Source organism: Pseudomonas bijieensis (assembly GCF_013347965.1).
GTDB lineage: Bacteria > Pseudomonadota > Gammaproteobacteria > Pseudomonadales > Pseudomonadaceae > Aquipseudomonas > Aquipseudomonas bijieensis.
Genome location: NZ_CP048810.1, coordinates 5,730,023 through 5,746,457, shown reverse-complemented (window position 1 = coordinate 5,746,457; position 16,435 = coordinate 5,730,023). Strand labels below are relative to the sequence as shown.

General features: G+C 59.0%; 18 protein-coding genes. 11 read left to right on the top strand and 7 right to left on the bottom strand.

Annotation, left to right across the window (positions count from 1 at the left end):
• Positions 1-295 precede the first annotated feature (295 nt).
• The gene (locus tag GN234_RS25415) at positions 296-1,543 is read left to right on the top strand and encodes a ribonucleotide-diphosphate reductase subunit beta (RefSeq protein ID WP_024776511.1); all 1,248 of its coding nucleotides are present in this window, start codon (positions 296-298) and stop codon (positions 1,541-1,543) included.
• Positions 1,544-1,845: 302 nt separating this feature from the next.
• A complete protein-coding gene (locus GN234_RS25410; protein ID WP_176689236.1) occupies positions 1,846-2,835 on the top strand; it encodes a hypothetical protein in 990 nt (329 codons plus the stop codon).
• Here the strand turns inward: GN234_RS25410 and GN234_RS25405 are convergent, their stop codons facing one another.
• Positions 2,836-4,029 carry a DUF3298 domain-containing protein gene (locus GN234_RS25405; protein WP_176689235.1) on the bottom strand — a complete coding sequence of 398 codons (1,194 nt, stop codon included), beginning with the start codon at positions 4,027-4,029 and terminating at the stop codon, positions 2,836-2,838.
• A gap of 126 nt (positions 4,030-4,155) precedes the next feature.
• Positions 4,156-4,968, bottom strand: a complete 813-nt coding sequence (locus GN234_RS25400; protein ID WP_176689635.1) for a sulfite exporter TauE/SafE family protein — start codon at positions 4,966-4,968, stop codon at positions 4,156-4,158.
• A 112-nt stretch (positions 4,969-5,080) separates the two neighbouring features.
• Here GN234_RS25400 and GN234_RS25395 point away from each other — a divergent pair, with 112 nt between their 5' ends.
• Both GN234_RS25395 and GN234_RS25390 read left to right on the top strand, forming a co-directional pair.
• On the top strand, positions 5,081-5,869 hold the full coding sequence (locus GN234_RS25395) for an AraC family transcriptional regulator (protein ID WP_176689234.1): 789 nt from the start codon (positions 5,081-5,083) through the stop codon (positions 5,867-5,869).
• Positions 5,870-5,939: 70 nt separating this feature from the next.
• Positions 5,940-6,257 carry a helix-turn-helix domain-containing protein gene (locus GN234_RS25390; RefSeq protein WP_060740988.1) on the top strand — a complete coding sequence of 106 codons (318 nt, stop codon included), beginning with the start codon at positions 5,940-5,942 and terminating at the stop codon, positions 6,255-6,257.
• A 17-nt stretch (positions 6,258-6,274) separates the two neighbouring features.
• On the opposite strand, the gene GN234_RS25385 is transcribed toward GN234_RS25390, so the two are convergent.
• Positions 6,275-7,333 (bottom strand): MBL fold metallo-hydrolase, encoded by a 1,059-nt coding sequence (locus GN234_RS25385; RefSeq protein ID WP_116833291.1) that lies wholly within the window; start codon positions 7,331-7,333, stop codon positions 6,275-6,277.
• 189 nt (positions 7,334-7,522) lie between these two features.
• On the opposite strand from GN234_RS25385, the gene GN234_RS25380 reads away from it, so the two are divergent.
• Positions 7,523-8,131, top strand: coding sequence for a TetR/AcrR family transcriptional regulator (locus GN234_RS25380; RefSeq protein WP_109753897.1), 609 nt, complete (start codon positions 7,523-7,525; stop codon positions 8,129-8,131).
• Positions 8,132-8,146: 15 nt separating this feature from the next.
• Here GN234_RS25380 and GN234_RS25375 read toward each other — a convergent pair whose 3' ends face one another.
• On the bottom strand, positions 8,147-8,680 hold the full coding sequence (locus GN234_RS25375; RefSeq protein WP_109753896.1) for a DUF1003 domain-containing protein: 534 nt from the start codon (positions 8,678-8,680) through the stop codon (positions 8,147-8,149).
• 92 nt (positions 8,681-8,772) lie between these two features.
• Positions 8,773-9,720 carry a LysR family transcriptional regulator gene (locus tag GN234_RS25370; RefSeq protein WP_176689233.1) on the bottom strand — a complete coding sequence of 316 codons (948 nt, stop codon included), beginning with the start codon at positions 9,718-9,720 and terminating at the stop codon, positions 8,773-8,775.
• A gap of 14 nt (positions 9,721-9,734) precedes the next feature.
• Here GN234_RS25370 and GN234_RS25365 point away from each other — a divergent pair, with 14 nt between their 5' ends.
• Complete coding sequence (locus GN234_RS25365) at positions 9,735-10,445, top strand: CTP synthase C-terminal region-related (seleno)protein (protein WP_176689232.1); 711 nt, start codon at positions 9,735-9,737, stop codon at positions 10,443-10,445.
• Between the two features lie 269 nt (positions 10,446-10,714).
• Here GN234_RS25365 and GN234_RS25360 read toward each other — a convergent pair whose 3' ends face one another.
• Positions 10,715-11,041 carry a DUF2025 family protein gene (locus GN234_RS25360; RefSeq protein ID WP_163857086.1) on the bottom strand — a complete coding sequence of 109 codons (327 nt, stop codon included), beginning with the start codon at positions 11,039-11,041 and terminating at the stop codon, positions 10,715-10,717.
• A gap of 245 nt (positions 11,042-11,286) precedes the next feature.
• Between GN234_RS25360 and GN234_RS25355 the strand changes: the two genes are divergently transcribed.
• Both GN234_RS25355 and GN234_RS25350 read left to right on the top strand, forming a co-directional pair.
• Positions 11,287-12,414 carry a glycerophosphodiester phosphodiesterase gene (locus GN234_RS25355; RefSeq protein WP_109753891.1) on the top strand — a complete coding sequence of 376 codons (1,128 nt, stop codon included), beginning with the start codon at positions 11,287-11,289 and terminating at the stop codon, positions 12,412-12,414.
• Between the two features lie 151 nt (positions 12,415-12,565).
• Positions 12,566-12,871, top strand: coding sequence for a PepSY domain-containing protein (locus GN234_RS25350; protein WP_053124450.1), 306 nt, complete (start codon positions 12,566-12,568; stop codon positions 12,869-12,871).
• Positions 12,872-12,950: 79 nt separating this feature from the next.
• On the opposite strand, the gene GN234_RS25345 is transcribed toward GN234_RS25350, so the two are convergent.
• Positions 12,951-14,576 carry a methyl-accepting chemotaxis protein gene (locus GN234_RS25345; protein WP_163857079.1) on the bottom strand — a complete coding sequence of 542 codons (1,626 nt, stop codon included), beginning with the start codon at positions 14,574-14,576 and terminating at the stop codon, positions 12,951-12,953.
• 263 nt (positions 14,577-14,839) lie between these two features.
• Between GN234_RS25345 and GN234_RS25340 the strand changes: the two genes are divergently transcribed.
• The 3 genes from GN234_RS25340 to GN234_RS25330 all read left to right on the top strand — a co-directional run bounded on the left by GN234_RS25340 (position 14,840) and on the right by GN234_RS25330 (position 16,420).
• Entirely contained in the window at positions 14,840-15,862 is a 1,023-nt protein-coding gene (locus tag GN234_RS25340; protein ID WP_176689231.1) for a transporter, read from the top strand.
• A 142-nt stretch (positions 15,863-16,004) separates the two neighbouring features.
• Positions 16,005-16,148, top strand: a complete 144-nt coding sequence (locus GN234_RS25335; protein WP_162893862.1) for a hypothetical protein — start codon at positions 16,005-16,007, stop codon at positions 16,146-16,148.
• A 77-nt stretch (positions 16,149-16,225) separates the two neighbouring features.
• Positions 16,226-16,420, top strand: coding sequence for a hypothetical protein (locus GN234_RS25330; RefSeq protein WP_109753888.1), 195 nt, complete (start codon positions 16,226-16,228; stop codon positions 16,418-16,420).
• Positions 16,421-16,435 lie beyond the last annotated feature (15 nt).

Below are 16,435 nucleotides of genomic sequence, written 5' to 3'. Positions count from 1 at the left end.
GGGTATGCCCTTCGCAGTCCCTTCTGTGAGCCATTTCGCCGCAGCACGTAGGCAAAAAAGTCCTTATAATGCCGCCTCAAACGGGCCTGCAATATTCCCTTACAGGGAATCAAGCCAGCCTGAAGCCCACGCCAGGACCAATTCACCTCCTTGCGTTCACCGCCGCTTCAGAATGACCCGTACATTTTTCTGTTTATTGCCTGCGTCAGCTGCCGCAACAAACGATTTTTCAAGATCCACCGCGGCCAGTAGGCCTTCATCGGGCATCTGGCCCTCACGCAGGAGACGACACGTCATGCTGAGCTGGGACGAATTCGACAAAGAAGACGGCGAAGTCGCTGTCAAAGGCGCCAACGCCGGCCACGCTTCTGAAGCCAACATGGACCGCCTCGACAGTGCCGGCGGTGCCGCCGCCCTCGAAGCCCGGGCCGTGACGGCCAGCGACTCGGCCGCGATCATTCGCGCCAAGGCCGCCCTCGACAAACTCGACGTCGCCGAAGGCCTCGCCGAACTCGAAGGCGCCTCCGCCCGTGTCGCCGTCGATGAAAAACGCATGATCAACTGCCGCGCCGACCTCAACCAGCTCGTGCCGTTCAAATACGACTGGGCCTGGCAGAAGTACCTGGACGGCTGCGCAAACCACTGGATGCCGCAAGAAGTCAACATGACCGCCGACATCGCCCTCTGGAAAAACCCGGAAGGCCTGACCGACGACGAGCGCCGCATCGTGATGCGCAACCTGGGCTTCTTCTCCACCGCCGACTCCCTGGTTGCCAACAACCTGGTCCTGGCCGTGTACCGCCTGATCACCAACCCCGAATGCCGCCAGTACATCCTGCGCCAGGCTTTCGAAGAGGCGATCCACACCCACGCCTACCAGTACTGCATCGAATCGCTGGCCATGGATGAAGGCGAAATCTTCAACATGTACCACGAGATCCCATCGGTCGCGAAAAAAGCCGCCTGGGGCCTGAAATACACCCGTTCGATCTCCGATCCGAAGTTCGAAACCGGCACCCCGGAAACCGACAAAGAACTGCTGCGCAACCTGATCGCCTACTACTGCGTCCTGGAAGGCATCTTCTTCTACTGCGGCTTCACCCAGATCCTCTCCATGGGCCGCCGCAACAAGATGACCGGCGTCGCCGAGCAGTTCCAATACATCCTGCGCGACGAATCCATGCACCTGAACTTCGGCATCGACGTGATCAACCAGATCAAAATCGAAAACCCACACCTGTGGGATGCCGAGATGAAGGAAGAAGCGACCCAGATGATCCTGCAAGGGACCCAGCTGGAGATCGAATACGCCCGTGACACCATGCCTCGCGGCGTGCTGGGCATGAACGCGGCGATGATGGAAGACTATCTGAAGTTCATCGCTAACCGTCGCCTGTCGCAGATTGGTCTGAAGGAAGAGTACCCAGGGACGACTAACCCGTTCCCTTGGATGAGCGAGATCATGGACTTGAAGAAAGAGAAGAACTTCTTTGAGACTCGGGTGATTGAGTATCAGACGGGTGGGGCTTTGAGCTGGGATTGATACCTGAGCTCATAACGATTTGACGATGGTTACCTGCGTCGAAACGTAAATAAAAGCCCCGATCCGATCGGGGCTTTTTATTGGGTCGAGATTATTCGATATGGGTGACTTGTGGGTTATCTCAGGGCCCAGCGGGAGCAAGCTCCCTCGCCACCAGTCGGGGCCAGGCTGATGGTTGTGTTGTGTCATTGGGAATCGCGAGCAGGCTCGCTCCCACAGGGTTTGTGGTGGATTCAAACAAGGGGTGCAGCCCGCCGCGCCCTTCGGTATTAATACACTTCCTCTCACGGACCCGAGCCCCGATGAAATTCGACACCGCCTACTGCCTCAGCCTCGATGCCAAGCTTTCGATCTATGACGTTCGGGATCTGAATTTCGACGAGACCATGGCCTTCGATTCAGCCAAGGAGCGCTTTCAGTGCCCCAACGATGCCTGCCGGGCGGCGTTTGATGAGGACAATCGGCTAACGACATTCAACGCCAAGAACGTCAATTACATCCGCACGCCGCATTTCAAGAATCAGCCAACGACCCAGCATATCGAGGGCTGCCCTTATGTCAGTCCGAAAACGCCGGGGTTGGGTGCGGAGAGTGGCGAAGCGGAATCGGATGACGACCGTGAGGAACATTTTCCGTCGGAGCTGTTGCTGACTCGGCGTCAGTACGTGCGTAAACCGCTCAATCAGTTGAAGGACGTCGAAGCGAATCAGCCTACGTCGCCCAATCTATCGTCCCACGGTGATGACACTCGTTCCGCCCATGATTCGACACCCGACAAGACCAGCGTCTTCGCCCATCCAGTGGAGTGTTTCGTCTCGAACTTCGATAACAAGGACCTGCTCAAGCGCATGCCGCTGAAGATTGGCGAGCACACGGCGCCCTATGCCTCGTTCTTCAAGAAGATCGATTACCTGCTGGACAACAAGGGATTGATTTACTGGGGCAAGATCAAGGAGATCAAGGATTACACCCAGAGCTTTCGCATCGACTTCGAAGCCAAGGTCTGGTTCAAGCAACCGGACGAGGCGAAGAAGAAGCCTTACTCGGTCAACGTTTACCTGAGCAAGAAGCTGATCGACAACTACCGCAAGCGCAAAGCGTTTCTGGAAGAGATCAAGCATGCTGTCGACAGTAATGCGCCGTTGTATTGCTTCTTTTATGGCGTGACGCCGGAGTTGAAACAAGTGCCAAGCAAGAAAAACCCCGAACAGACATTCGGGGTGTTCAGCGCCAACATCGAGAACCTGGATCACTTCATTGTTCGGGAAGCGCCGGGGTTGACTGAGGGCTAGTCACTCGTCCTGGGGCAATTGAAGTTTGACCGCACCGGGGTGTTGCTTTACGACAGCATACGGCAGCACCGACCAGCCAGGGTCATCACAGACGCGTTGCGCGCGGGCGAAGAACGGTCCCAGGTACAAACCTTTTTCGGTGAAGTACCAATTGGAATAGCCCCAGACGCCCTCATCGGTGTAGTCGCAGCTGTCCTCATCCGTTGGTTTCAGCATCTCGTCGGGGTACAGCGTGGTGAATTGCCTGATCAGCCATGGCGCGAATACTTCGCGTTGGTAAGTGTATCGCGCCCTGCTCTCTTCATCGGTCAAAGGGGCATCACCCGCGTCGTCGTGGCCGGCGTGCAGCGGTGGCTTGTCTGTGCCAACCCAGAGCACGTCTTCCAGCGACAGAGTGTGGCCGGTGTGCGCGTCGAGCGTGAGCGGCGAATTGCCAAAATCCGGGTGGACGCCGCCGCAGTAATAGCTGGTGGAAATGTTCAGGCTGATCACATCGGGCGATAGGTATTTGGGCGCGACGCCTTGGTCGAACTCGGCATTATCGGCCCCCTGCAACAAACAACCGTAGTAGCTGATGACTTCGGTCCAGAGGCGCCCCAACAATTGCCGATTGACCCGCTGCAGCTCATCTTTCGAGTAGCCGGACTCGACGCTGAACATGGAAATACCGGATTGTGGCTCCGTCCACCATTGCAAGTCATGGCCCATGAAAGATTCTTTCTTGCCCGGTTTGAGTTTCAAACCTTGCAGACGGAGATACTCATAAGGGTCACTTTTTTGCAGCTCGGCGATAACGGGGGGAAGATCGGCCCCAGGTGCCGGGAGCCTGGCTTCGGTCAACTGCACGGGCAGAACTTTGCCCTTGAGACTTTTCCATTCACCCTGCCAGCCGTTGGCCGTTTTTTGCAGCGTCAGAGTTGGCAGCGATTGGCCGTCGTCGTAACGGGTACCGCCCTCGACCAGCGTCAGGGTCTTTTCTTGCAGCGAACCGCTCAACCCCAAGTCACGATGGTATTTCTCATAGAAATAGCGACCGATGACTTCGTCCTCTTGAGCGGTGTTGAGTCCCAGCACAATCGGCATCTTGCCCAAGGTTCCGGTAAAGACGCGGCTGCTTCCTTCGGCACTGGCTGTCGAACAGAGCGCGAGCAGGCACGTGGCGCTGGATGCGAGGAGTAACAGTCCTTTGAACATGGAATCTTCCTGGAAAGAAGCGAGTGCTCGCTTGGGAAAAGAGTGGCGCGGAGTATGGCGAATCTGAACTCCGGAATCGATATTTCACTCCTTATCATGGGATTTCAAACAACGCCGCGTAGCGAGTTACTGCACCGATATGCCCAGCATCACGACCACTAGCAACCCGAGATAGACCCAAGCGTGAAGTCGGTCCGGTATGCGCCCGATCCAAGGTGTAGCAAAGCGAATCCCCACTAACGATCCTATCGTCAAAACCGCGAACGCCTGCAAATCCAGATACCCGACAAACCAGGGCCCCAAATCCCTGGTAATCCCCGCCATGGCCATGTAAGTCAGCGTTCCGACCACCGCGACCGGCAAACTCAATGGGTTCGCCATAGATGTTGCCTGGGACATACTCAGCCCACGACGACGCAGCAACGGCACAGTCATGACGCTACCTCCTACGCCCAAAAACGTAGCAATGGCGCCGATGACGACTCCACCTCCCCATACTTCTGCCCTGCCCAATGGACGTGGGGCTACAGCGTCAGAGTGTGTAAGAAAACCGCGTCTGAACAGGCAGTCCAGAATCGTGATTCCCAGATAAACGATGAAACCATAGCGAATCACTTCGCCGCTCGCCCAAATCGCTGCCACGGCTCCAACGACTGCGCCCAGGCCGATATAGCCGGCCAACGGCCAAAGGTAGCGGCGAAGGAGGTTACCGGCGCGGTGATGCTTTGCGGTGGCGATCAGCCCGTTGACCACCATCACGCAGGTGGAGGTGGCCACAGCAATGTGCATCGCCGATTGGCCGATGGGGTCGTCAACACCGTGGCTAGCTGTAAGCATGCGATACATCAAGGGCACCACGACGAAGCCACCACCGAAACCGAACAGCACCGCCGTCACGCCACTCAGGCAACCGAAGCACGCGAGCAATACATAGAACATCGAGGCGAATCCATGAAAAGGGAGGCGCCCACGATAGGTAAGCGAAGCCTGGCCTGCTGTAGCAAACCAGCCAATAATGTTCGCATTTACGCCAATCACGAATGGCTCATCGATGCGCAACACCTCGATCGATTTATTGGATGCGACACCCAGGGCTGTCGTCGCCATCGGCACCGATTATCCCCACGGACATTTATTGCCGCTGCACCACCATCGCCGGGCGCAGTTACTGTATGGCGCCACTGGCGTGATGCAGGTCAGCACCGAGGACGGCAATTGGGTGGTGCCGCCGCAACGAGCGGTGTGGATTCCGCCAGGGGTGGCCCATGAAGTGCTGATGCTGGGCGTCAGCACCCGCAGTCTGTACATCGAGCCGGCGGCGGTGACGGCCATGGATGCCCGCTGCCAGGTCATCAATGTGTCGCCCCTGATGCGCCAGCTGCTGTTGGAAGCCGTGGAGCTTGCGCCTGATTACGACGAGGCTGGGCGGGACGGTGCGCTGATCAATCTGTTGCTGCACGAACTGCTGCGCAGCGCACATCTGCCGCTGCACCTTCCACTGCCCAAGGATTCACGCCTGCTCGGCCTGTGCCAAGCGTTCCTCAAGCATCCCGATGCCCATGTCTCGCCCGTGGAATGGGCGGCGCAATTGCATATCAGCCTACGGTCGTTCAATCGTCTGTTCAGCCGGCAAACCACGCTGAGTTTCAGCCAGTGGCGGCAGCAAGCGTGTGTCATGGCGGCGTTGGCCCGCCTGGCCGAAGGTGATGCAGTGACGCGAATAGCCCTTGATCTGGGCTACGACAGCCCCGCTGCGTTCTCCACCATGTTCCGTCGGGTCCTGGGCCACGCCCCGAGTGCCTGGTTAGAAAAGACCACTGGTCACCGATCAAAAAAATGAGATTGATCCGGGTTCAAAACAACTGTACAAAAACACAGTATTTTTGAATCCACAGCTTTGGAGAACTCCCATGGCCTCTCTCGCAATCAAAACCACTCTGGAACGCATCGCTGTCTATCAATTCACCCCCGCCCACAGTGCACAGGCCCGAGCTATGCTGGGCTGGAGTGTCGAGGAGCTGTCCCGCCAATCCGGTGTCTCGGTCCAGGCCATCCGCCGCTTCGAGGCCGGCGGCGAGTTGCTCGATGTGACTCGCCTGGCCCTGGCGTTTCGCCTGGAAGCCGAGGGCCTGGTGTTCTTCCCCGGCTTCGCACCGGGTCGCGGCATGAATATCAAGGGCGCGACGCCGGATCCCATGGGGCGACCCGATTACGCAATGATTGAATAGCGCAGGCTCCGCGTGCGCTACGCGATGCCTGCCTGGTCCTGATACGCCGAGGGCTCCACGTCCAGCCACCAGGCCCGGCCACGTTGCGGCTGCGTCAGGGTGAATGCCTCGCCCATTTGCGGCGTGGTGATGCAGACGTTGCGCTCCCAGGCCAGGGCCAGGATGCGGTCGAAGGGTTCGTACCAGGCATGCATCGCCAGGTCGAACGTGCCGTTGTGGATCGGCAGCAACCAACGGCCCTTGAGATCGATATGAGCCTGCAGTGTCTGCTCCGGTTGCATGTGCACATGGGGCCAATCGACGTTGTAGGCGCCGGTTTCCATCAGCGTCAGGTCAAAGGGCCCGTATTGCGCGCCGATGCGTTTGAAACCGTCGAAATAGCCGGTATCGCCGCTGAAGAAAATTCGGCTGGCGCCGTCGATCATCACCCACGAGGCCCACAAGGTGCTGTTGCTATCGAACAGGCCGCGTCCGGAAAAGTGCTGGGACGGCGTAGCGATGAACTCGATACCGTCCACCTCGGTACCTTGCCACCAGTCCAACTGCTGCACCTTGTCGGCGTCGATGCCCCATTTGATCAGGGTGTCACCCACGCCAAGAGGCGTCAGGAAGTGGCGAGTCTTGGTCGCCAGCTTGAGGATGGCCTGATGATCGAGGTGGTCGTAATGATCATGGGAAAGGATCACTGCTTCGATCGGCGGCAGCTCTTCAAGGCTGATGGGCGGCTGATGAAAACGCTTGGGGCCGACCCATTGCACGGGCGAGGCGCGTTCGGAAAAAACCGGGTCAGTCAGCCAGAATTTGTCCCGCAGCTTGAGCAGAACAGTGGAATGGCCGAGGCGCCAGACGCTGTTGTTAGGCGCGGCCAACAGCGCGGCGCGCGTCAACGGTTGAACCTCGATGGCGCCCGCAGGCCGGGTGGTGCGCGGCTTGTGGAAGATCATGTTCCAGATGATGCGTAGGGTGGTACCAAAGCCTTCCCGAGGAGTGAAGGCGTGGTTGCGATACTTGCCCTGTTCCTGCCGGGATGAAGGGAAGGCAGACGGGCTGTCGGTGGAAAAAGAGGGAATGGTCATGGTGCGATAACTCCAAGGACGTCGTCGCAATTGCGCTTCGCCGTTGTGGGACGCTGGATGGCCGTTGCATGCACGCTCAGCCGTCTGACTCAAAACTACACCACTCGGTGTAGTTTCTAGATTGCATGAATCCCGAGAGCAAGTAAACTTCCGAGTGTAATTTCTATCATCTCAACCGACGAATTGCCCATGACCGCACCGCAGCGCCTTACCGAGCGAAAACGCGAAGCCATCCTCCAGGCCGCGATTGCTGAATTCCGTAGCAGCGGTTTCGAGATCACCAGCATGGACAAGATCGCAGCGACAGCCGGCGTATCGAAACGTACGGTGTACAACCATTTCCCGAGCAAGGAAGAGTTGTTTGCCGAAATTCTGAATCGGTTATGGAACAGCATTACCGCAGAACAGGACATGCCCTACAGCCCGCAAAAGCCGCTACGGGATCAGCTCCAAACGTTGCTGCAAGCCAAACTGCACATGCTCGCAGACGAGAACTTCCTCGACCTGGCGCGCATCGCCATCGCCGCGACTATCCACTCCCCCGAGCGCGCCCAAGACATGGTTGCGCGCATGGGACAACGTGAGGAAGGCTTGACTGCCTGGATTCGCATGGCCCAGGCCGATGGCCGCTTGAAGCCCGTGGAACCGGCATTTGCCGCCCAACAAATGCATGGGCTACTCAAGACGTTCGCCTTTTGGCCGCAGGTTTCGATGGGACAACCAAGCCTGACCCTGGATGAGCAGACCCAGGTTATCGAGTCGGCCCTCGACATGTTCCTGAGCCGTTACCAAGCCTGATCAGCCAATGGAGGACTACTGCATCGATGGGTTGTGCATGACCTTCTGATGCAGTTCGGTAGTCAAGCTGTCGATACGCTCGGTCAATGCCTTGGTCATTTCCGTCAGGCGGGTGTTCTGTTCCAACAATTCGAGCAACTGCGCCGTATTCTGCGCGGCCTGGGCCTGGCGCTCGCTGTTGGCGATGGCCAAGGCTTCGCGATGTTGCGCATCGGCTTCCGCCTGGGCTTTGTCCCGAGCTGCCTGGCGGGTCTGCGCCAGCAAAATCAGCGGCGCGGCATAGGCCGACTGCAGGCTGAACGCCAGGTTCAGCAAGATGAACGGGTAGGCATCGAAATGGACGACGCCCAACAGGTTCAGGCTGACCCATATCAAAACGATCACTGTTTGCGCGCCGAGGAACATCGGAGTCCCGAAAAAACGCGCGAAAGCCTCTGCTCTCAACGCAAAGCGGTCATTGCCAAAGGTCGGCGCCAGATGAGCGTGAGGGCGATGAAAACGCAAGTGGTCAACGGGTGCGGATGGGGTGGGTTGGGAAGACTTCGTCATCGTGATGTTCTCTGCCAAGGGCGGGTGCTCAGCGCACTATAACCGTTGGGGGACCGTCATCCAGAGTCATGCGCACCCTGCCCCGTTGAAAGTCAGCGCCAGCGCAGATTGCGCCCCAGCTCATCGAACAAGGTCACCACCGAACGCAAGGCCCGGCAGTCCGGACGAGTCAGGAGCCACAGGGCCGTGTCATATCCCTCCAGCGGTTCGCCAAGGGGCATCAGGCCCTGGCGCTCATCGATCAGAAAGTCCGGCAGCGCCGCAACGCCCAAGCCGGCTCGCACCAGCTCGGTGATCGAAAGCATGCTGTTGCAGCGATAAGCAGGCACCACGCCGGGTAGAGATTGGCGGCGCCAGGCCACGGTGGGGTGATCGGGAAGGAAGTCGTCCGGCGCGATCCAGGTCATGGAGGCCAAATCATCCGGACTCCCCGCGCGCAGATACGTAGTGCCGGCACATACCCGGTAAGTCACGCGCCCCAGATTTCGCCCAACCAGGTGTTCCGGCGGCGTACGGGTCAAACGCAACGCAATGTCGGCATCACGGCGGCTCAGGTTGGCGAAGTCGTTCGAGGTGCTCAGCTCAAGGGTCAATGCCGGGTAGTCGGGCATGAACCTCGCCAACGCCGGCAGCAGCAATGCTTGCAGGACCGAGTCGGTGCACGTCAGTCGTACCGTGCCGCTGACGACCTCGCCCCCCTGCTCCACACCGATCCGCGCTGCCTCCAAAGCCTGCTCCGCGCGCTCGGCCTGCTCAGCCAATGCTTGGGCCAGGCTCGTGGGCAGGTATCCAGAACGACTTTTTTCGAACAAGGGTTGGCCCAGGGCCGCCTCGAGTCGGCGTACCGAGCGGAATACCGTGGACACATCCACTTGCAGCAGTCGCGCAGCCCGAGCCAGTGAGCCACCACGGACCAGCGCGAGGATCAGGGACAGATCCGGGTAGTCCAGACGATAGTGCGTCGATGCATTGAACACTTGGATAAACGCCAATATTGATTGCGTGAACGCCAATCTATAGTGGCGACCAGCAATCAACAAGCGGCGAACATCCCATGGAAAACCAGCGTTCTTTACACATCGCTCTGGTCGGCGACTATGACCCACAGATAACGGCCCGTCGGGCGATCCCCCGCGCCCTTGAGCTCATCGCCAGGCAAACCGGACAAGAGAGTAGCTGCCAGTGGTTGGCAACCGACGCCATCGCCGACAACAACGTTCTGGATGACTTCGATGGCGTCTGGTGCGTGCCCGGCAGTCCTTACCGAAGTGAAGACGGCGCCTTGCACGCGATTCGTTTTGCCCGGGAACAGCGTCGCCCTTTCCTCGGCACCTGCGGCGGCTTTCAGCATGCCGTACTGGAATACGCCCGTAACGTGATGGGCTGGGCCGATGCCGCCCATGGCGAAACCGCTCCCGAGGCTGAGCGGGCCCTGTTGACGCCGCTGAGCTGCGCCTTGGTCGAAACCATCGATAGCCTTCAACTCGAAGCGGGTTCCCTGATCGCCAGGGCCTATGGTCGCCAGACGGTTTTCGAGGGCTATCACTGCCGCTTCGGGGTCAATCCGGATTTTGAAAAGGATTTGCTGAACCAGCGCCTGCACGCCGTTGCCCGGGATTCGGCCGGCGATCTGCGGGCCGTGGAATTGCGTGACCATCCATTCTTTGTCGCTACGCTATTTCAGCCGGAACGCGCTGCGCTGGAGGGTCGTGTGCCGCCGTTGGTTGCTGCGTTTGTGGAGGCCTGCGCGAGGACAAGGCCATGAGCGCAGCTTGCATTGATGTTGACTGTGACGCCGCCATCGCGAGCAAGCTCGGCTCCCACATGGATATGAGGTGGACGCAGATCCTGTGTCCCCCCGATCCCACACTGAATCTCGGGTGTTCACAGATCCTGCCTTCACCACAAATCCCCTGTGGGAGCTGAGCTTGCTCGCGATAGCGGTGGGTCAGTTTGGATCAATACTGAATGTGCCGCCGCCATCGCGGGCAAGCCTTGCTCCCACAGTGTCTTTGTTCAACTCAAGATCGGGGTTCAGCCTTCCACCAACTGCCGCACCGCCACGATTTCCGGCAGGTCGCTGCGGGCCATGTACACCCGTAAAGGTTCGGTGAGGTTGATGCGGTCGTCGATGTGCTGGTCCAGCAACAACTGGATGCGCTCGCGCTTGAGGGCCATGGTGCCGTCTGCCACCTCAGCCCAGACAAACTCGCTGGCGGGAATGATGCCGTCGTCGGCCACGTCCATGCCAAAGGCGTCTTCGCTGAAACGTACGATGTAGTGGCCGGTCTTGCGGTTCAGACCGACAAACCCCTTGAGCTGGTCGGCGGCCTGGCAGATGAATGTCGAAGTGGTGCGCATGGTAAACCTCATGGATGCGTCCCTCGGGACGTCTGATCGATGGTTTACACGCAGGGCAAGTGAACGATGGTTTCGGGTTTCCCTCTGCCGGGGAAACTGGTGCTGCCAAGGGTACTGCAAAGCATCCTGGAAATGCGTGGGAAAATTCTGCTTTGCACACGTTTATGTCGGTATGGCGATAGCGCCGACAGCGTTCAGTTGCTAAAAGATAGGTTTTTGCACACACCCACGAAAGGATTTCGAGCATGCCTGTCACTTTTACCCGCAGCGCCTTGGTGCTGAGCCTGTTGCTCGGCTTCGGCCAGACACAAGCCTCCGAGGCCCCGCCCCCCAAGGCGCTGGCAGCCCTCCAGGGCATTCCGCACCCGGCGGTCATCGCCCACCGTGGTGCCTCGTTCGATGCGCCGGAATCCACTGCCGCCGCCTACAAACTGGCCCGCGACCTGGGCGCCGACTATCTGGAACTGGACCTGCAACGCAGCAAGGACGGTGTGTTGTTCGTCCTGCATGACGACAGCCTGCTGCGCACCACGGATGTCGCGGCCAAGTTTCCCGAACGCAAGGACAGCACCGCCAACCAGTTCACCATGGCGGAACTCAAGACTCTCGATGCCGGCAGCTGGTTCAACACCGCCTACCCGGACCGTGCCCGCCCTTCATTCGCCGGCCTGAAAATCCTCACCCTGGATGAAGTGATCGACATCGCCGAGGGCAACCCGCTGCACAAACCAGGGCTGTACATCGAGACCAAGGAGCCGAAGCTGTTCCCCGGCATCGAACGTGATCTGAAGGACAAATTACAGGACCGCGGCTGGCTGAGCCCAGCCGGGTCGAAACTGGCCAAACGCGCCACCGGGGTCGGCCAGGGCAAGGGCAAGGTGGTCTTGCAGACCTTTGAAAAGAGCAGCCTCGAACTGCTGCACAAAGAGATGCCGAAAGTGCCGAAGATCCTGCTGTTGTGGGTGGGCGAAGGCAACATCGAGCCCAAGTCCAAGGTGCCTTTTGCCCAATCCGGTGAAACGGACAAGGCGGTCTATTACGCCAAGCAGGAACCCAAGGACAAGGCCGAATTCGAAAAGTGGGTCCAGTACGCCAAGGCTCAGGGTGCGATAGGCACCGGACCGTCCGCCGCCTTGACCCACGGCGGTAGCCAGAGTTACTCGGACCTGGTGCAACCGTGGATGAACCAGTACACCCATGACCAGGGTCTGCTGGTGCATGTCTACACCGTGGATGAAGCGGTGGACTTCAAGAAAGTCATGGATGCCGGCGTCGATGGCATCTTCACCAACCGCGCCAGTGAACTGCTCAACTACTTCAAGCGCCCCGAGACTGGCAGCGTCGCGCAGTTACTGGAAAAGAACGGCTACTGAACCCGAACACGCCTATGGGGGAGGACTTTGCCCCATAGGCCCCCACTCGGCACTTCAGAAGTTTTTTCGAATTAAGGGTGAATTAAGTTGCCACAGATAATCTGGCACCACTTAAACGACTCCTCCCTTAATGACACCAAGGAAAGAACTTATGAAAACTTTGACTGCCCTGTTCACCGCTGCCGCCCTGACCCTCACCGCTGGCCTGGCCCAGGCCGATGTGCGCATCGACCAGATCCCACAACTGGTCAAGGAAGGCAAGATCAAGTCCCTTGAATCGATGAACGAAGAAGCCCTGAAGTTGCACCCGGGCGCGACCATCACCGACACCGACCTGGACAATCATTTCAACGGTTATGAGTATGAAGTCGAATTGAAAACCGCCGACGGTAAAGAATTCGACGTGGACTTTGATGCCACGACCGGCAAGGTCTTGAGCAACAAGCAAGACACTTGATCCATCAGTAGAAAAGAGCCGCGTAACCTTGGGGTTGCGCGGCTCTTTTGCGTTTATCGATAACTAACGCGAACTACCGTCAGGCACTCAACCGTGCCGTCACTTCATTCAACTGCCCCGACAAGCCATGCAGATCCCGACTGGCGGCTTCGGTGCGTTGCACATTGTCCAGGTTAGTGCTGGCTATGCAGGTGATTTCAGTCAGGTTGCGCGAAATGTCTTCGGCCACGGAAGTCTGCTCCTCGGCAGCGGTGGCGATCTGGCGGTTCATGTCGCGAATGGCTTCGACTGCCTGGGTGATGCGCTCGAGCATCGCACCGGCCTGGGTCACTTGCTCCACGCTTTCTTCGCTGCGGGACTGTCCACTCTCAATGGCGTGGGCCGCGTCCACCGCACCGGTTTGTACAGTCTGGATGATCTGGTTGATCTCGATGATCGACGACGCAGTGCGCTGGGCCAGGCTACGCACCTCATCGGCAACCACCGCGAAACCGCGTCCCGCCTCCCCGGCCCGCGCCGCTTCAATGGCAGCGTTGAGGGCCAGCAGGTTGGTCTGCTCGGCAATCCCGCGGATCACCTCCAGCACCTTGCCGATGCGCCCGCTGTCGGTTTCCAACTGACGGATGACCGTGGCCGTGTTGGCGATCTCACCGCGCATTTGGGTAATAGTGCGAATGGTCCCTTGCATGACCTGCTCGCCCTGTTGCGCCGATTGATCGGCATCATCGGCCGCCCGCGCCGCGTCGGCGGCATGGCGGGCCACTTCCTGGGCCGTGGCGGACATTTCGTTCATCGCCGTCGCCACCTGATCGGTGCGTTCGAATTGCTCGCTGGTGCCCTGGCTCATCAGGCTGGCGATGGCATTGAGCTCACCGCTGGCACTGTCCAGTTCCGTGGCACTGCGTTGCAGGCGGGTAAAGGTTTCGGCAAGGAAATCACGCAGTGTGTTGGCCGCTACCGCCAGATTGCCCAGTTCGTCCTGACGGTTGCTCGTCACACGTTCGGCGAAACGCCCATGACTGAGTCGGGTCACGTATTCGATCAGGTTACGGATCGGTTGAACCAGGTTGCGATTGACCAACCACAGGCTGAACAACCCAATCAACATGCCCGACACCAGCATGATCACCGTGCCGAGCATGATCGTGCGATCGGCACCGGCGCTGATCAGCATCGATTGCTCGGTGCCCAGCTTGCGCAGCTCCACCACCAGCGCACTCATTTGCTCACTGGCCGCACGGTCCACGCCCTTGACCGCCGCATCGCCCGCCGCTGGATCGCCACCGGAGGCGACAAAGGCATCACGGCCCTTTTGGTAAGCCGCGCCCAACTGACGATGCTCATCGCGCAGGGCCTCGATACGCGTCTTGACGGGGGCCGGCACACCAGCACGCCCGATCAATTCGCCGAGGATGCCTTGGACATCACGCTGACGCTCCTCGAACTGCTTCCAGTATTTATCCAGATCCGCCGGCTGCTTGCCGCGCAGCAGGACGTTTTTCCATTCCTGCACCTGCACCTTGAACTGCAGGTTGGCCTCATCGATCAACTGCGAGGCACGCAACGGACCCTCGATCAAGTTGTGATAGTTCTGGACACCGTTGGAAAGGAAATGAAAGGACGCCAGGGCGATCAGCAACATCGCCAACAGGCTGCCGCTCAACAGGGCAAGGATCTGGGCTCTGAGGGATTTCTGTAAAAACATGGGGAGCAATCTCTAAGCAGCGAAAAGAACAGGAACGATGTCCCGACCTCCATGTCCGCAACACACCGCGTCGCAACCCGAATACGGGGGGATATGTACAAGCCATCGGCCTGTCTGGGGCACGCTTGAGCCTTGGCGACCACCGGTAGGGCCAGTTGGGCGGTGCCCATGGAATCGTCACAAAACCTTCAAGAAAGCTTGCGATGATGCCTACAAGTGAACCTGTGGCCGCTGCGACAGGCACTTCCCGCCAGCGAGACTTCATGAACCACAGCATCGACCAAAGCCATCGCGATCCGGACCTGTTCGGCCTGCTTTACGGGTTTCGTTTTCGACCTGGCGAACGTGGCCGGGAGATCGATTCGGCCCAGGCCCTGCAAAGCCTGCAACACCCGCAAGACGCCGATGAATTCCTCTGGCTGCACCTGAACCTGGCTCATGCCGCATGCGAGCGTTGGATGAAAAATCACCTGGCCCTGCCTCAGGAGTTTTTCGAAGCCTTGCACGAAGGTTCACGCTCGACCCGCATCGAGCATGTCGACTCGGCGTTGCTGGCCGTGGTGAACGACGTCGTGTTCAACCTCAGCAACATGGTGTCCTCGGATGTCTCCACATTGTGGGTGTGCGTGCACAGTCGGTTGATCGTCAGCGCGCGCTTGCAGCCCCTGCACTCGGTCGACAAGCTGCGCTCGTCGGTCAAGGCCGGCGAGTGCTTTCGCTCGCCAGTGGAATTACTCGTGCACTTGCTGCGCGACCAGGGCGAAGTGCTGACCCAGATCGTGCGCAAGACCAGCCTCAGCGTCGACCTGGTCGAAGATCAGTTGCTGTCCTCGCGGCTGTCCACCAACCGCGCCGAGCTGGGCAGCAACCGCCGGGTACTGGTGCGCCTGCAACGCCTGCTGGCCCTGGAGCCGGGTTCGTTGCTGCGCCTGCTCAACCGCCCGCCGCAATGGTTGCAGAAAGAAGACGTCAAGGAACTGCGCAAATCCACCGAGGAATTCGCCCTGATCATCAACGACCTCACCGCGTTGAGCGAACGGATCAAGCTGTTGCAGGAAGAAATCGCCGCCAACCTCAACGAACAAAGCAACCGCACCCTGTTCACCCTGACAGTGGTCACAGTGTTGGCGTTGCCCATCAACATCATTGCCGGGTTCTTTGGCATGAACGTCGGTGGCGTGCCGCTTGCCGGTGATCCCGAAGGCTTCTGGATCCTGGTGGCGCTGGTGGCGACCTTCACGTTGATTGCTGGCCGCTGGGCCTTTCGCAAGCGCCGCGACTATTGAGCATGACCTGTCCAGACAACCCCTTTTGTCGGCACACCAGGATTTAAAAGTCTTTTTGTCATTTCTCCTGGGGTATCCTGCCCAGGCTTTTTAAAAGCGCGGATCTACCAGATCTATCAACAGACTTTGCGAGGAGCGCGATATGCACGAGATCCCTAATCTCCCCTTCCCAAGCCTGCACGACACTGAGCAGACGACCACGCTACAAGCCGGGGGGCAACCAGACGCCCAGCAACCCGAGCCGAAAGAAGCCACTGAACGCCGCCAGGCCGACAGCGAAGACTGATTCACCCGCACCACCAGACCGTGTGGAAAGCGCTAATATGCGCTTTCCACACTGCCTGAATCCCGAGCCCCCGCACCATGACCGATGACACCCCGACCTTCAGCGAAGCCCAGGCCAGCGTACTGATCGGCACCGCCGAGAAAATGGTCGAGATCTGGACACGCCTTTCTCCCGAGAAACAAGCTGCCCTGCTGGCTCGTTTCGGCACCGAAGAAAACGCCCTCGCCGCACTGGTCACCACGCACCTGGTCGCCGGACAAAACGATCGCTGAGCAACCATTGGGCAA

Excerpts from the sequence above, each read along its gene's own strand:
- GN234_RS25375 (WP_109753896.1), bottom strand. The coding sequence starts at position 8,680 with ATGACGAAGTCTTCCCAACCCACCCCATCCGCACCCGTTGACCACTTG.
- GN234_RS25400 (WP_176689635.1), bottom strand. The coding sequence starts at position 4,968 with ATGTTCTATGTATTGCTCGCGTGCTTCGGTTGCCTGAGTGGCGTGACG.
- GN234_RS25395 (WP_176689234.1), top strand. The coding sequence starts at position 5,081 with ATGCGCAACACCTCGATCGATTTATTGGATGCGACACCCAGGGCTGTC.
- GN234_RS25365 (WP_176689232.1), top strand. The coding sequence starts at position 9,735 with ATGGAAAACCAGCGTTCTTTACACATCGCTCTGGTCGGCGACTATGAC.
- GN234_RS25340 (WP_176689231.1), top strand. The coding sequence starts at position 14,840 with ATGAACCACAGCATCGACCAAAGCCATCGCGATCCGGACCTGTTCGGC.
- GN234_RS25385 (WP_116833291.1), bottom strand. The coding sequence starts at position 7,333 with ATGACCATTCCCTCTTTTTCCACCGACAGCCCGTCTGCCTTCCCTTCA.
- GN234_RS25390 (WP_060740988.1), top strand. The coding sequence starts at position 5,940 with ATGGCCTCTCTCGCAATCAAAACCACTCTGGAACGCATCGCTGTCTAT.
- GN234_RS25405 (WP_176689235.1), bottom strand. The coding sequence starts at position 4,029 with ATGTTCAAAGGACTGTTACTCCTCGCATCCAGCGCCACGTGCCTGCTC.
- GN234_RS25335 (WP_162893862.1), top strand. The coding sequence starts at position 16,005 with ATGCACGAGATCCCTAATCTCCCCTTCCCAAGCCTGCACGACACTGAG.
- GN234_RS25330 (WP_109753888.1), top strand. The coding sequence starts at position 16,226 with ATGACCGATGACACCCCGACCTTCAGCGAAGCCCAGGCCAGCGTACTG.
- GN234_RS25345 (WP_163857079.1), bottom strand. The coding sequence starts at position 14,576 with ATGTTTTTACAGAAATCCCTCAGAGCCCAGATCCTTGCCCTGTTGAGC.
- GN234_RS25355 (WP_109753891.1), top strand. The coding sequence starts at position 11,287 with ATGCCTGTCACTTTTACCCGCAGCGCCTTGGTGCTGAGCCTGTTGCTC.
- GN234_RS25380 (WP_109753897.1), top strand. The coding sequence starts at position 7,523 with ATGACCGCACCGCAGCGCCTTACCGAGCGAAAACGCGAAGCCATCCTC.
- GN234_RS25415 (WP_024776511.1), top strand. The coding sequence starts at position 296 with ATGCTGAGCTGGGACGAATTCGACAAAGAAGACGGCGAAGTCGCTGTC.
- GN234_RS25410 (WP_176689236.1), top strand. The coding sequence starts at position 1,846 with ATGAAATTCGACACCGCCTACTGCCTCAGCCTCGATGCCAAGCTTTCG.
- GN234_RS25360 (WP_163857086.1), bottom strand. The coding sequence starts at position 11,041 with ATGCGCACCACTTCGACATTCATCTGCCAGGCCGCCGACCAGCTCAAG.
- GN234_RS25350 (WP_053124450.1), top strand. The coding sequence starts at position 12,566 with ATGAAAACTTTGACTGCCCTGTTCACCGCTGCCGCCCTGACCCTCACC.